The sequence below is a fragment of the Kosakonia quasisacchari genome, assembly GCF_004331415.1.
Taxonomy (GTDB): domain Bacteria; phylum Pseudomonadota; class Gammaproteobacteria; order Enterobacterales; family Enterobacteriaceae; genus Kosakonia; species Kosakonia quasisacchari.
Window position 1 is genome coordinate 17,109 of sequence record NZ_SJOP01000002.1, and the last position, 14,003, is coordinate 31,111.

Consider the following 14,003-nt stretch of genomic DNA (forward strand, 5'->3'; position numbering starts at 1 on the left):
CATTGTTGTTGTAGTGTAGAATGCGGCGTTTCAGTACATTGACGTCAGGCGCGTACAGGCCTCTTAGTTACTCGTAAGGCATAAAAACTCACTATATGAAGAATATTCGTAACTTTTCGATCATCGCTCACATCGACCACGGTAAGTCGACGCTGTCTGACCGTATCATCCAGATTTGCGGTGGTCTTTCCGATCGCGAAATGGAAGCCCAGGTTCTTGATTCCATGGATCTTGAACGTGAGCGCGGCATTACCATTAAAGCGCAAAGTGTCACGCTGGATTACAAAGCCAACAATGGCGAAACCTACCAGCTGAACTTTATCGATACCCCTGGTCACGTTGACTTCTCCTACGAGGTTTCCCGTTCTCTCGCGGCCTGCGAAGGTGCACTGCTGGTAGTAGATGCGGGCCAGGGCGTGGAAGCGCAGACGCTTGCAAACTGCTATACCGCCATTGAGATGGATCTGGAAGTCGTACCGGTACTGAACAAAATCGACCTGCCAGCCGCCGATCCCGAGCGCGTTGCAGAAGAAATTGAAGACATTGTTGGCATCGACGCCACCGATGCTGTGCGCTGCTCGGCGAAAACCGGCGTTGGCGTGCCCGATGTGCTGGAACGTCTGGTGCGCGATATTCCGCCGCCGGAAGGCGATCCAGATGCGCCGTTGCAGGCACTGATTATCGACTCCTGGTTCGATAACTACCTTGGCGTGGTTTCTCTGGTGCGTATCAAAAATGGCACCATGCGCAAAGGCGACAAAATTAAGGTGATCAGTACCGGGCAGGTTTATAACGCTGACCGTCTCGGGATTTTCACGCCAAAACAGGTTGATCGTACCGAACTCAAGTGCGGTGAAGTAGGCTGGCTGGTTTGTGCAATTAAAGACATTCTCGGCGCGCCAGTGGGCGATACCCTGACCTCCGCACGCAACCCGGCGGATAAAGCACTGCCTGGCTTTAAGAAGGTGAAACCGCAGGTTTACGCCGGTCTGTTCCCGGTCAGCTCTGACGACTACGAAAACTTCCGCGATGCGCTCGGCAAGTTGAGCCTTAACGACGCCTCGTTGTTCTACGAACCGGAAAGCTCCACCGCGCTTGGCTTTGGTTTCCGCTGTGGTTTCCTTGGCCTGCTGCACATGGAGATCATCCAGGAGCGTCTTGAGCGCGAATACGATCTGGATCTGATCACTACCGCACCGACCGTAGTGTACGAAGTGCAGACCACCAATAAAGAAGTGATTTACGTCGATAGCCCGTCTAAGTTGCCGCCGCTGAACAACATTGATGAGCTGCGCGAACCTATCGCTGAGTGTCACATGCTGCTGCCGCAGGAGTACCTTGGCAACGTTATCACGCTGTGCGTGGAGAAACGTGGTGTGCAGACCAACATGGTTTACCACGGTAACCAGGTTGCGCTGACATACGAGATCCCAATGGCGGAAGTCGTGCTGGATTTCTTTGATCGTCTGAAGTCAACATCACGCGGTTATGCGTCGCTTGATTACAACTTCAAACGTTTCCAGGCCTCCAATATGGTGCGTGTGGACGTGCTGATCAACGGTGAGCGTGTGGATGCGCTGGCGCTGATCACGCACAACGATAACGCACCGTACCGTGGTCGCGAGCTGGTCGAGAAAATGAAAGAACTGATCCCGCGCCAGCAGTTTGATATCGCGATTCAGGCGGCAATCGGAAACCATATTATTGCCCGTTCGACAGTGAAACAGTTGCGTAAAAACGTGCTGGCAAAATGCTACGGCGGTGACGTGAGCCGTAAGAAAAAGCTGCTGCAGAAACAGAAAGAAGGTAAGAAACGCATGAAGCAGGTCGGCAACGTCGAACTGCCGCAGGAAGCGTTCCTTGCCATTCTGCATGTGGGCAAAGATAGCAAATAATCGTAAGGAGTTGGCATGGCGAACATGTTTGCCCTGATCCTGGTGATCGCTACCCTGGTGACGGGTTTTTTATGGTGCCTGGATAAGTTTATTTTTGCACCAAAACGCCGGGAACGTCAGGCCGCTGCGCAGGTTTCGACAGGCGATGCGCTCGATGTAAAAACGCTGAAGAAGATCGGTCCGAAACCTGGCTGGCTGGAGACCGGTGCTTCCGTATTCCCAGTGTTGGCCATCGTGCTGGTGGTGCGTTCGTTTATTTACGAACCATTCCAGATCCCATCTGGTTCCATGATGCCAACGCTGCTTATCGGGGATTTCATTCTGGTGGAGAAGTTCGCCTACGGAATTAAAGATCCGATCTACCAGAAAACGTTGATTGAAACCGGGCATCCGAAACGTGGTGACATTGCGGTATTTAAATACCCGGACGATCCGCGTCTGGATTACATCAAGCGTGTGGTTGGCGTACCGGGCGATAAAGTGACCTACGATCCGGTGACCAAACAAGTGACCGTGCAGCCGAACTGCAGCTCCGGTCAGGCTTGCGGTAGCGCTTTGCCTATCACTTACAGCAACGTTGAAGAGAGCGATTTTGTGCAGACCTTCGGGCGTCGCTCCGGTGGTGAGGCAAGCAGCGGTTTCTTCCAGTTACCGAAAGGCCAGTCCCTGCCGGATGGCGTACGGTTAACCGAACGTAAAGAGACGTTGGGTGAGGTGACGCACCGCATTCTGACCGTGCCTATCGCGCAGGATCAACTGGGGATCTACTATCGCCAGCAGAGCCAGCCGCTGGCTACCTGGATTGTGCCGCCGGGTCATTACTTTATGATGGGCGACAACCGCGATAACAGCGCAGACAGCCGCTACTGGGGCTTTGTGCCGGAAGCGAATCTGGTTGGCCGCGCTACGGCAATCTGGATGAGTTTCGAAAAACAAGAAGGTGAATGGCCAACAGGCGTGCGCCTGAATCGTATCGGCGGAATTCATTAAGTAACCAGGGCGCAATCATCTCGATTGCGCCCTGAATTATTTCCAATATTATTCCCACCAGACTAACGACAACCCCGGTCGTTGCGTATAGAATGTTCCCCCGAAGTTTAAGGCTGGTTCCCCCGGGCGCCACAGCACACGAAACCGCGTTGGTTTTCTCAGGTCGGTTTCGTGTGCTGCATTGTTGACGCATTTATTTATTGGTATCGCATGAACCCCATCGTAATTAATCGGCTTCAACGGAAGCTGGGCTACACTTTTCAACATCAGGATCTGTTGCAGCAGGCATTAACCCACCGCAGCGCCAGTAGCAAACATAACGAGCGTCTCGAATTTCTCGGCGACTCTATCTTAAGTTATGTGATTGCTAACGCGCTCTATCATCGTTTCCCGCGTGTGGACGAAGGTGATATGAGCCGCATGCGCGCGACACTGGTGCGTGGAAATACGCTGGCGGAGATTGCCCGCGAATTCGAGCTGGGTGAATGTTTGCGCTTAGGGCCAGGCGAATTGAAAAGCGGCGGTTTTCGCCGTGAATCCATTCTGGCAGATACCGTTGAGGCGTTAATTGGCGGTGTGTTCCTTGACAGCGATATTCAGACCGTCGAACAATTAATTCTGAACTGGTATCAAACACGCCTTGATGAAATCAGTCCTGGCGATAAACAAAAAGATCCGAAAACGCGCCTGCAGGAATTTTTGCAAGGCCGCCATCTGCCGCTGCCATCTTACCTGGTGGTGCAGGTACGCGGTGAAGCGCACGATCAAGAATTTACTATCCACTGCCAGGTCAGTGGCCTGAGTGAACCGGTGGTGGGCACGGGTTCCAGTCGTCGTAAGGCGGAGCAGGCTGCCGCCGAACAGGCGTTGAAAAAACTGGAGCTGGAATGAGCACTGAAACTGAAAAGAGCTACTGCGGATTTATCGCTATCGTTGGGCGTCCCAACGTTGGCAAATCCACTCTGCTGAATAAACTGCTCGGGCAGAAGATTTCGATCACTTCCCGTAAAGCGCAAACCACGCGACACCGCATTGTTGGTATCCATACCGAAGGGGCATATCAGGCGGTTTACGTCGACACCCCCGGTCTGCATATGGAAGAGAAGCGGGCGATTAACCGTCTGATGAATAAAGCTGCCAGCAGCTCCATTGGTGACGTTGAGTTGATCATTTTCGTCGTGGAAGGCACTCGCTGGACGCCGGACGACGAGATGGTGCTAAATAAGCTGCGCGACGGGAAAGCACCGGTGATCCTCGCAGTCAATAAAGTGGACAATGTGCAGGAGAAAGCCGATCTGCTGCCGCACCTGCAGTTCCTGGCAAGCCAGATGAATTTCCTTGATATCGTGCCGCTTTCTGCAGAAACCGGTACCAACGTTGACACCATTGCCAGCATTGTGCGCAAGCATCTGCCGGAAGCGGTTCATCACTTCCCGGAAGACTATGTGACTGACCGCTCACAGCGTTTTATGGCTTCGGAAATTATCCGTGAGAAACTGATGCGTTTCCTCGGGGCGGAACTGCCATACTCGGTCACCGTGGAGATCGAACAGTTTGTTACCAACGAACGCGGTGGTTACGACATCCACGGGTTGATCCTTGTTGAGCGCGAAGGGCAGAAGAAGATGGTGATTGGCAACAAAGGTTCCAAAATCAAAACCATCGGCATTGAAGCTCGCAAAGATATGGAAGAGATGTTCGAAGCCAAAGTTCACCTGGAATTGTGGGTGAAAGTGAAATCCGGCTGGGCCGATGACGAACGCGCCCTGCGTAGTCTCGGTTACGTAGACGACCTCTAAGAGCCGCTCTCTATGGCTCTTGGGCTGCAGGCAGACGGCAAAGCCGTGAATGTTAAGGCGCTTACTCGAATGAGCGCCCTGGACGAGCGGATGAAGCCAACGCACCTGCGGCTTGAAAGACGACGAGAATAATATGGAAGGCTGGCAGCGCGCTTTTGTTCTGCATAGTCGCCCGTGGAGTGAAACCAGCCTGATGCTGGACGTCTTCACGGAAGAGTCTGGTCGTGTGCGCCTTGTTGCCAAAGGCGCACGTTCCAAACGTTCTAATCTGAAGGGCGCATTACAACCTTTCACTCCTCTGCTGGTGCGCTTTGGCGGGCGTGGCGAAGTCAAAACGCTGCGCAGCGCGGAAGCGGTATCACTGGCACTGCCGCTCAGCGGCATCACGCTCTACAGCGGCCTCTACGTTAACGAACTTATCTCCCGCGTGCTTGAACATGAGACGCGCTTTTCTGAACTGTTTTTTGATTATCTGCACTGTATCCAGGCCCTGGCGGGCGTCACCAGCACGCCGGAACCGGTGCTGCGCCGTTTTGAGCTGGCGCTGCTCGGGCATCTGGGGTATGGCGTTGATTTTCTCCATTGCGCGGGCAGCGGCGAGCCGGTCGATGATGTAATGACTTATCGTTATAGGGAAGAGAAGGGCTTTATTGCCAGCGTCGTGATCGATAACAGCACCTTTACCGGGCGGCATTTACGGGCGCTGGCGGAGCGGGAGTTTCCGGATGCCGACTCGCTGCGCGCCGCAAAGCGCTTTACCCGTATCGCGTTAAAGCCGTATCTTGGAGGCAAGCCGCTGAAAAGCCGGGAGCTGTTCCGGCAGTTCGTGCCAAAAAGATAGCAAAATAACAACCGGGCTGACGCGGCGAAGAGCGCGCCAGTACCTTTGAGAACATTGAGGATTGTCATGGCTGAATTACTGTTGGGCGTCAACATCGATCACATCGCCACACTGCGTAACGCGCGCGGAACGGCCTATCCGGATCCGGTGCAGGCCGCTTTTATCGCCGAGCAAGCAGGTGCTGATGGCATCACTGTCCATTTGCGTGAAGATCGTCGTCATATCACTGATCGCGATGTACGCATTTTGCGCCAGACTTTGCACACGCGAATGAATCTTGAAATGGCGGTGACCGAAGAGATGCTGGCGATTGCCTGCGAAACCAAACCGCATTTTTGCTGCCTGGTGCCGGAAAAACGCCAGGAAGTCACCACCGAAGGTGGGCTGGATGTGGCTGGTCAGCGCGAAAAAATGCGCGATGCCTGCCAGCGTCTGGCGCAGGCGGGCATCCTGGTGTCGCTGTTTATCGATGCCGATGCCGAGCAGATTAAAGCGGCGGCGGATGTTGGCGCACCGTACATTGAAATTCATACCGGTTGCTACGCGGATGCGAAAAACGATGCCGATCAGGCAAAAGAGCTGGAGCGCATTGCAAAAGCGGCGACCTACGCGGCAAGCCTCGGCCTGAAAGTCAACGCCGGGCACGGACTGACTTATCACAACGTCAAAGCCATTGCCGCGCTGCCTGAAATGCACGAGCTGAACATCGGCCACGCCATTATTGGTCGTGCGGTGATGAGCGGCCTGAAAGAGGCGGTAGCAGAGATGAAACGCCTGATGCTGGAAGCGCGCGCGTAATGGCGATTCTGGGATTAGGTACGGATATCGTCGAGATAGCCCGCATCGAAGCGGTGGTCGCCCGTAGTGGCGATCGCCTGGCTAAACGGGTGCTGAGCGACAACGAGTGGGCGCTGTATCAGGCGCATCAGCAGCCGGTTCGCTTCCTGGCGAAACGCTTTGCGGTCAAAGAGGCAGCGGCAAAAGCCTTAGGCACGGGTATCCGTAATGGGCTGGCGTTTAATCAGTTTGAAGTGTTTAACGACGCGCTAGGCAAGCCGAGCCTGCGTCTTTGGGACGAAGCATTGCGGATGGCGGAACAGATGGGCGTGCGTGCAATGCACGTGACGCTGGCGGATGAACGCCATTACGCCTGCGCGACAGTGATTATCGAGAGCTAAATTTTATCTGCGTGGTGCATCAGGACAAACTTGTCCCACAGTTGTTCTTCTGTTTCCACATGCGCCGGATCTTTGAGGATCGTATTGGGTATCGGACATACTTTCTGGCATGTAGGGGTTTCGTAGTGGCCGATGCATTCGGTACACCGATCGCTGTTGATCTCATAAATGCTGTCGCCCATCGAAATGGCTTCGTTCGGACATTCCGGTTCGCACATGTCGCAATTGGTGCAGCGTTTTGTAATTAGTAAAGCCATTTCAAAGAATTACCGTCAAATCTGGATGCTATCTGGAAACTACTGGATGTTAACCGGCGCACTTTACCACAGAAACCAGATAGCCCCAATCACGATGATGCTTTTACGCACAAAATTGGTGCGGGACAACGTTTCTACTCCGTCCTGTGACATTTTGGCGAATCTTCTTAATCAAACATAAGAAAAACGCCATTGACCGAATAATATTTCTCCGCTGAAAATATAAATACCACCCGGACAAAATAGAATACGGTGTGTTTTTATTCATTAAGAATGATTACCCGTCTCTGATATATAAATATTGTATATATCTTAGCGCGACTGACCAAGGATAATTAATAAGGGACTATGATGAAAAGAATGTCATTATATATTGCATTTATTGCCAGTATAACGAGCGGACTGGCGAGTGCTGCGAATGAGTATATCTATACCTCGCCTGTACCGCCTGCGTATGAATCCTCCCCAAACCAGCGCGCTTTACGGACAAACGAAGAAACTTCAACCTATATCAAATGTGTCTATAAGATCGATAATCAGGAACAAAGCAACCCTGCCTCATCGTGGGCCTGGGCGCGCGACGGGAGCAATTATCTTAAGCTGCGTGGGTATTGGTATAGCGCCACGCCGCTGGCAAATATGTTTTATACCAAATCATCTTACGTAAGCCTGGTAAATATGTGTCGGAGTACGTTGAAAGCCAGCAATATTAATGCCGAGACCATTATCCCTTATGCATCCGATTACACACTTTCCTGGTATTATATGATTTGGCATCAGGGGCAGGCACAACCGGCGATAACGTTCGGTAATAATAAAATTGATCGTATGGTCATATTTGGCGACAGCCTTAGCGATACGATTAATGTCTATAACGGTTCATATGGCACGGTTCCAAATCATGCATCATGGTTTCTTGGCCATTTTTCTAATGGTAAAGTCTGGCACGAGTATCTAGCCGGTTCGCTTAATTTACCGGGCTACGTTTGGGCGACAGCCAACGCGGAAAGCGGCGAGAAACCTTTATTTAACGGTTTTGACAAGCAACTGGATTCTTTCAGCGCTTATCTGGGTAAAACAGAGAACTATGACATCGCGCAGACCCTGTTTACCGTGCTGTTCGGGGGTAATGATTTTATTACTGGCGGAAAAACGCCGGACGATATCATCGCTACGTATCGCGTACAGCTGGCGCGTCTGGCGGCACTGGGAGCGCAGCATATTGCGATTTTCAGGCTCCCTGATTTTTCTGTCATTCCGAATGTCGCTGCGTGGACATCGGCGGAAAAAGAGGCGCTAAAAAACAAGTCAGAGAATTTTAACCAGCAGTTAAACCGCTTGCTCGGCGAATTACGCTCCGCGTATCCGAAGGCGAATTTTTTCACCGTCCAACTGGATGTTGCATTTAATGATTTGCTCCATGAAAGCGGTAAACATGGCTTTGTTAATACCACCGAAACTTGCCTGGATATCTCCGCTTCGGGCACCTCTTATGCCACAGGTGTTGCGGTGAAGCAGGCATGTAAAGCGGCGAATGGGGCGTTTGTTTTCTGGGACAATATGCACCCGACCACCAAAACTCATGCTCTGCTCGCGGAAATGATACGAGAGGAGATTGGGCAACATCTGACCAACGGCGGTAAGTAACGCGGTAAGACTCCTCGTCCGCCAGGACGGGGAGGCTACACCAGTTTTTTCACCAGTTCTTCGCTATGGCGAATGCGCTCCGGCGCATGCTCAAGATCCTGTTGCACCAGCGCCATAAACAGCAAATCCGTGAGCATCATTTGCGCGCTGGTGGACGAAATCGCCGCGCTGCGTGTCGCTTGCTCTTCCGCGATGGTGTACAGGCAGTGCGTGGCGCGCTGCTGTAGTGCGTTCGGCGTGAAGCCGGTTATAGCGAGGATCTTGCCACCAACGCGCAGTGTCTCATCGGCCGCCATGTTGATTTCACGGCGTTCGCCACTGTAAGAGACCGGCAGCAACAAATCGCCCGGCTCCATCGCCTGCACGGTTGCCAGCAGCGCGTGCATATCCTGTTCAACCACGGCGTTAACGCCGATTTTCATCAGCTTCCAGCCAAAATTTCGCGCGACCAGCCCGGAAGCGCCGATACCCGTCAGGATAATACGCCGTGCTTCGCGCAACAGTCGCACGCTCTCCAGCAGTTTCTCTTCGCTGTTAACATCCAGCGAGGCATGCATGGCGCTCTGGTACTCTTTAATCAGCTTTTCGCCCACCACCCGCAACGGATCATCGCCACGGATCTGGTTATGCACCGGCACAGACCACGGGTTGCTATTGCTGGCCAGCGCTTCGCTGATCGCCAGTTTCATTGCAGGAAAGCCTTTGAAGTCCATCTTCTGGGCAAATTTCACTACGCTGGACTGGCTAACACCTGCTTCGGCGGCCAGTTGTTGCGAACTCAAATGGCGCGCACGATCGGGGTTTTCCAGCAGAAATTCCGCCAGTTTTTTATCGCTCTGAGCAAGGCTTGGGTAGCGCTGGCGAATGCGAATTAGACAATTCATAGGATCTCCGGGAGCAAACCCATCCGCGATATTTTGCCGATGAATGAATTTAATATTCCAGTAATAGATTGAGATTATGAATTAAAAATTCTTTTAGTACAAAATATCCCTGAATGGGTTTTGACAGCGATCAAGAGGATCCGCTAAGACCACGTTGTTTAACCTTCGACGAATTATCCAGCAGGCGAATCGCCGGAATAACACTGGCACCTGCGCAAGCAATGACCACCGCGATTGCCGAGGCGATCAGCACGTTGCTGCTGCCAAAGTGCATAGCCAGCGGTCCGGCAGCCAGCTCGCCGACCGGAATGGCGATAAATGACCCCATTGCATCGTAGGCATAAACGCGAGCCAGCCGCTCTGGCGGAATGTGTGTTTGTAATGACTGCGCCCACGCTACGCCGAACAGGCCGAAACTGACGCCCGCAAGAAAAAACGCGCCCAGCAACCACACAGTAGAAACATGCTGGCTCAGGAGATAGATCGGCACTGCACATACGGCAACCAGCATTACGCCGATAAACAGGTCGCGTCGCGGACGCCAGCGCAGCGCGAGGAAGGAACCGACAATCAAGCCAACGCTCTGCGCGGCGACAATCATTCCCCAACGCGTACGGCCAAACGAGGCATCGGCAATGATCGGACCGAGCACCATCACCATACCGCTGAACGCGGCATTAATAATGGTGAATTGCACGACAATGGCCCACACCCAGGTGCGGCTGATGAACTCTTTCCAGCCATCGCGCAGATCTTGCAGGATATTGCTTTGCGCCGCTGTCTCCTGAATGGCGCCCATGCGAATGGCCAGATAAAGCGGAGCCGAGGCGGCAAAGCCCAGCGCATCAATCGCCAGGCCCCAGCCCGGCCCGACGGCGCTGGTGAGGATCCCTCCGAGCGACGCGCCGACGACCGTTCCGCTATAAATACCGAGCTGGATAAACGCGTTGGCTTCGCGCAGGTTATGCGCTGGCACCGTTTGCGGCACCAGCGCGGACGAAGCGGGTAGCGCGATCCCCGCTGCTGCGCCGTTAATGGTTCCGAGTATCGCCAGTAGCATTACCGTCGCCGAACCGTCCAGTACCAGCCAGGCGACAGCACCTTGAGAACAGGCGGCGACCAGCGATGACAGTACCAGCACCCGGCTGCGTGAATAGCGATCGGCCAGCACACCGCCGACCAGCAAAAATGCCACGTTAAACAGTGAACGTGCAGCCACCACAATGCCGAGCTCGGTGGCGGTGCCGCCAATGTCCAGCACCGCAAAAGCCAACGCAATGGGGGCGATGCCGTTACCGAGCACCGTCAGCAGACGGGCAAAAAACAGATGGCGAAACGGGGCAAAATGAAAGGCGCGCGTATGTTGTGTCGTCATTAGGATCGCGGTTAATTAAAGGTTCGGGCCAGTGTAGGGCATCCCTCTCTGACCAGCATAGCCGCTTATTATTGCAGGTATCGGTGACCGATTGTTACCGGAAAAGTGAGGGGCTATCTGTTAGGCTATTGGAAGAGCGATCGCCACACGGAGAGCCCCGGCGATCGAAGGTTAACCAACAGAGGACTCCCATTTGTCTAACAGCGAGCGCCGCGTTGTCTTTTTTGATCTTGATGGAACCCTGCATCAGCAGGATATGTTTGGCACGTTTCTACGTTACATTTTGCGCCATCGGCCGTTAAATGCGTTGCTGGTGCTGCCTTTGTTGCCAGTGATTGCGGGCGGATTACTACTCAAGGGGCGTGCTGCGCGCTGGCCGATGAGTTTGCTGCTGTGGGGCTGCACGTTTGGCCATAGTGAGCGTCACCTGAATGCGTTACAGCAGAAATTTGTCAGCTGGTTTCGTGAGCATGTTATCGCCTTTCCGGTCGTGCAAACGCGGTTAACCAACTATCTGGCGGCGTCCGATGCAGATATCTGGCTGATTACCGGTTCGCCGCAGCCGCTGGTGGAGCAGGTCTATTGTGATACCCCGTGGCTACCGCGCGTTAACCTGATAGCCAGCCAAATCAGCCGCCGCTACGGTGGCTGGGTGTTGACTATGCGCTGCCTCGGTCATGAAAAAGTCGCTCAGCTTGAACGTAAAATCGGTACTCCGTTGCGCTTGTACAGCGGTTACAGCGACAGCAAGCAAGATAACCCGCTACTCTATTTTTGCCAGCACCGCTGGCGCGTGACGCCGCGTGGCGACTTGCAACAGCTGGAGTAGTGTCGAACCGATAACGGCTGTGTATAATGCGCTCCGCCTGAATTACTGGAGTAACTCGCTTTGTCCATTCCTGAACTGAATCACGACGTTTGGATGCGTCATGCGCTCACCCTGGCGAAACGCGCCTGGGAAGAGGGCGAAGTGCCGGTTGGCGCGGTGCTGGTGCATAACGGTCAGGTGATCGGCGAAGGCTGGAACCGGCCGATTGGCCGTCACGATCCAACCGCGCATGCGGAAATTATGGCGTTGCGCCAGGGTGGGCTGGTGCTGCAAAACTACCGTCTTATTGATACCACTTTATATGTCACGCTGGAGCCATGCGTTATGTGCGCGGGCGCCATGGTGCACAGCCGTATTGGTCAATTGGTCTTTGGTGCTCGGGATGCGAAAACCGGCGCGGCGGGATCGCTGATGGATGTGTTGCACCATCCGGGCATGAACCATCGGGTGGAGATAACCGAAGGCGTATTACGCGACGAATGCGCTGCGATGCTGAGCGACTTTTTCCGCCAGCGTCGGCTGGAGAAGAAAGCCCTGAAAAAACCGGCTGGCGATCCCTCAGCTCTCCAGAACAACCGCTAGCGGTTAACTTTGCGTGGGTTTTGCACCAGTGCGTCCGGCACCAGCAGCGGGTTTCGCGGGAAGGCGTCATTAGCGGTTAACGCACTAAAGGGCAGCACGCCGTAAGCCGGGCGATTCAATTCATCCGTTGATACCGCCGGGTAACTCTGCGCCAGCTTCAGCGCTTTTACGGCTTCCTTCTCTTTTTCCAGCAAATAGCCAACCAGGCTAATTTCATACTTACGAATATTTTCTACATAGGCATAGGCTTCATGCCCGCGAGCGTAACCGTACGTCAGCTTGCTGTAGTATTGTTTCTGGCTTAATAGCGGCAGGCGCTGTTTCACGTCTGCCCAACTGTCCGGATTGCCTTTCGTCTTCGCCGTCAATGCGCGGGCATCCAGCATATGTGCGTAGCCCATATTATAAGCCGCCAGCGCGAACCAGATTTTTTCATCCTGCGGAACGGAGTCCGGCACTTTGCTCATCATATCCACCAGATAACGTGCGCCGCCGCTAATGCTTTGCTCCGCGTCAGTACGATCGCTTAAACCCAGACTCTGCGCCGTATTGCGAGTCAGCATCATCAAACCACGAACGCCGGTGGGGGATGTGGCCTGGGAATCCCAGTGCGACTCCTGATAAGAGATGGCTGCGAGCAGTCGCCAGTCGATCGCCTGGGCGTACTTTTCAAACAGCGGTTGCAGATCCGGCAGGATGCTATCAACGGCACGTAAAAAGGTGCGCGTGTCGACATAGTCAAAACCTTCGCCGTGGCCGAGGTATTTCTCCTCTAATCGCGCAAGTGTGCCGTCTTCATTCATATTATTGAAAAAATCGAGCATCGCGGCCGACAGCGTATTATCGTCATCGCGCTTGCTAAACCAGGTGACGGGCTGCTCATCGGTGATATCCAGCGCCACTGCCAGTTCGGGATGGACGCGCTGGTACAGGCTAATCGCGACCGAATCGGCGATGGTGTAGCTCAGTTTCCCGTCGACGACTTGTTGCAGTAGTGCGGTCGTGCCGAGTTTTTCATCCACCGTCCAGCTTAACTCCGGGTACTTCTTCTCTTTTATTTCGCGCAGATCGTCCAGCACAACATGGCCGGAGGCAACGGTTAACTGGCTGGCATTAACGGACTCCAGCGTCCGTGGGCGGTAGCTGCCCACGCGGTACACCAGTTGCTGAGAAACGGAGTAGTAAACCGGCCCGGTTTGGTAGTTTTTCACCCGTTCGCTGTTGTAGACCAACCCAGCGGCGAGCATATCGGCGTCGTCATTATCCAGGTCGTCAAACAATTGGCTGATATTCTGCCGTACTGTGACTTTCAGTTTGACGCCAAGGTAATCGGCAAAATGCTGCGCGAGATCGTAATCCAGCCCATACGTTTTGCCATCAACAGTGTTGTAAGTCAGCGGTGTGGCTACCGTACTGACGCGCAGCTCCCCACGAGCTTTGATCGCCGCGATGCGATTATCGGCTTTGCCGAACCAGGGGATAGAAGGCCACAGGGCCGCTGCCAGCAGCAGGGTGACAATGCCGATGAGCAGATAATTAATCTTAAATTTTTTCAAGGAGTTAATTCTCTGCGCCGTGCTTTGCCTCAGAAGGTTCTCGTGATGATAACAGTAAGGTTTGTCGGTGATTGAGCGGCATTCTGCGCAACAAAACGCCAGTTGGCAACTAATTAGAGCATTCGGCGACAGCTATTGTTAAAAATTGGCGGCGATTTTATTTCGACGCA

General features: G+C 53.6%; 14 protein-coding genes. 10 read left to right on the forward strand and 4 right to left on the reverse strand.

Annotated features, from left to right (window positions below; translation table 11 throughout):
* Positions 1–95 precede the first annotated feature (95 nt).
* The 7 genes from lepA (at position 96) to acpS (ending at position 6,703) form a co-directional block, all read left to right on the forward strand.
* Entirely contained in the window at positions 96–1,895 is a 1,800-nt protein-coding gene (lepA, locus tag E0L21_RS02260; protein WP_131406427.1) for a translation elongation factor 4, read from the forward strand.
* 15 nt (positions 1,896–1,910) lie between these two features.
* Positions 1,911–2,885, forward strand: a complete 975-nt coding sequence (gene lepB / locus E0L21_RS02265; protein ID WP_131406428.1) for a signal peptidase I — start codon at positions 1,911–1,913, stop codon at positions 2,883–2,885.
* Between the two features lie 210 nt (positions 2,886–3,095).
* Positions 3,096–3,776 (forward strand): ribonuclease III, encoded by a 681-nt coding sequence (gene rnc / locus E0L21_RS02270; RefSeq protein ID WP_131406429.1) that lies wholly within the window; start codon positions 3,096–3,098, stop codon positions 3,774–3,776.
* Positions 3,773–4,684: a GTPase Era gene (gene era / locus E0L21_RS02275; protein WP_131406430.1), complete on the forward strand. Its 912-nt coding sequence runs from the start codon at positions 3,773–3,775 to the stop codon at positions 4,682–4,684. Before rnc ends, era begins: the two co-directional genes overlap by 4 nt.
* Positions 4,685–4,817: 133 nt before the next feature.
* The gene (gene recO, locus E0L21_RS02280) at positions 4,818–5,525 is read left to right on the forward strand and encodes a DNA repair protein RecO (RefSeq protein WP_131406431.1); all 708 of its coding nucleotides are present in this window, start codon (positions 4,818–4,820) and stop codon (positions 5,523–5,525) included.
* A 66-nt stretch (positions 5,526–5,591) separates the two neighbouring features.
* The gene (gene pdxJ, locus E0L21_RS02285; protein ID WP_131406432.1) at positions 5,592–6,323 is read left to right on the forward strand and encodes a pyridoxine 5'-phosphate synthase; all 732 of its coding nucleotides are present in this window, start codon (positions 5,592–5,594) and stop codon (positions 6,321–6,323) included.
* On the forward strand, positions 6,323–6,703 hold the full coding sequence (gene acpS, locus E0L21_RS02290; RefSeq protein ID WP_017459034.1) for a holo-ACP synthase: 381 nt from the start codon (positions 6,323–6,325) through the stop codon (positions 6,701–6,703). The genes pdxJ and acpS overlap by 1 nt, the downstream gene beginning before the upstream one ends.
* On the opposite strand, the gene E0L21_RS02295 is transcribed toward acpS, so the two are convergent.
* Positions 6,700–6,960 (reverse strand): YfhL family 4Fe-4S dicluster ferredoxin, encoded by a 261-nt coding sequence (locus E0L21_RS02295; RefSeq protein WP_131406433.1) that lies wholly within the window; start codon positions 6,958–6,960, stop codon positions 6,700–6,702. The genes acpS and E0L21_RS02295 overlap by 4 nt on opposite strands.
* A gap of 360 nt (positions 6,961–7,320) precedes the next feature.
* On the opposite strand from E0L21_RS02295, the gene E0L21_RS02300 reads away from it, so the two are divergent.
* The gene (locus E0L21_RS02300; RefSeq protein ID WP_235855190.1) at positions 7,321–8,607 is read left to right on the forward strand and encodes an SGNH/GDSL hydrolase family protein; all 1,287 of its coding nucleotides are present in this window, start codon (positions 7,321–7,323) and stop codon (positions 8,605–8,607) included.
* Between the two features lie 35 nt (positions 8,608–8,642).
* On the opposite strand, the gene E0L21_RS02305 is transcribed toward E0L21_RS02300, so the two are convergent.
* Entirely contained in the window at positions 8,643–9,491 is an 849-nt protein-coding gene (locus E0L21_RS02305; RefSeq protein ID WP_131406435.1) for a MurR/RpiR family transcriptional regulator, read from the reverse strand.
* Between the two features lie 130 nt (positions 9,492–9,621).
* Entirely contained in the window at positions 9,622–10,866 is a 1,245-nt protein-coding gene (locus E0L21_RS02310) for an MFS transporter (protein ID WP_131406436.1), read from the reverse strand.
* A gap of 193 nt (positions 10,867–11,059) precedes the next feature.
* On the opposite strand from E0L21_RS02310, the gene yfhb reads away from it, so the two are divergent.
* Together yfhb and tadA are read left to right on the forward strand one after the other, a co-directional pair.
* Positions 11,060–11,695: a phosphatidylglycerophosphatase C gene (gene yfhb, locus E0L21_RS02315; RefSeq protein WP_131406437.1), complete on the forward strand. Its 636-nt coding sequence runs from the start codon at positions 11,060–11,062 to the stop codon at positions 11,693–11,695.
* A gap of 60 nt (positions 11,696–11,755) precedes the next feature.
* Complete coding sequence (tadA, locus tag E0L21_RS02320; RefSeq protein ID WP_131406438.1) at positions 11,756–12,277, forward strand: tRNA adenosine(34) deaminase TadA; 522 nt, start codon at positions 11,756–11,758, stop codon at positions 12,275–12,277.
* Here the strand turns inward: tadA and mltF are convergent.
* Complete coding sequence (gene mltF, locus E0L21_RS02325; protein WP_131406933.1) at positions 12,274–13,833, reverse strand: membrane-bound lytic murein transglycosylase MltF; 1,560 nt, start codon at positions 13,831–13,833, stop codon at positions 12,274–12,276. The two genes, tadA and mltF, sit on opposite strands and share 4 nt — an antisense overlap.
* Positions 13,834–14,003 lie beyond the last annotated feature (170 nt).

Bases quoted from the DNA above. Each gene is read 5' to 3' on its own strand.
- lepA (WP_131406427.1), top strand. From the start codon at position 96: ATGAAGAATATTCGTAACTTTTCGATCATCGCTCACATCGACCACGGT.
- lepB (WP_131406428.1), top strand. From the start codon at position 1,911: ATGGCGAACATGTTTGCCCTGATCCTGGTGATCGCTACCCTGGTGACG.
- rnc (WP_131406429.1), top strand. From the start codon at position 3,096: ATGAACCCCATCGTAATTAATCGGCTTCAACGGAAGCTGGGCTACACT.
- era (WP_131406430.1), top strand. From the start codon at position 3,773: ATGAGCACTGAAACTGAAAAGAGCTACTGCGGATTTATCGCTATCGTT.
- recO (WP_131406431.1), top strand. From the start codon at position 4,818: ATGGAAGGCTGGCAGCGCGCTTTTGTTCTGCATAGTCGCCCGTGGAGT.
- pdxJ (WP_131406432.1), top strand. From the start codon at position 5,592: ATGGCTGAATTACTGTTGGGCGTCAACATCGATCACATCGCCACACTG.
- acpS (WP_017459034.1), top strand. From the start codon at position 6,323: ATGGCGATTCTGGGATTAGGTACGGATATCGTCGAGATAGCCCGCATC.
- E0L21_RS02295 (WP_131406433.1), bottom strand. From the start codon at position 6,960: ATGGCTTTACTAATTACAAAACGCTGCACCAATTGCGACATGTGCGAA.
- E0L21_RS02300 (WP_235855190.1), top strand. From the start codon at position 7,321: ATGTCATTATATATTGCATTTATTGCCAGTATAACGAGCGGACTGGCG.
- E0L21_RS02305 (WP_131406435.1), bottom strand. From the start codon at position 9,491: ATGAATTGTCTAATTCGCATTCGCCAGCGCTACCCAAGCCTTGCTCAG.
- E0L21_RS02310 (WP_131406436.1), bottom strand. From the start codon at position 10,866: ATGACGACACAACATACGCGCGCCTTTCATTTTGCCCCGTTTCGCCAT.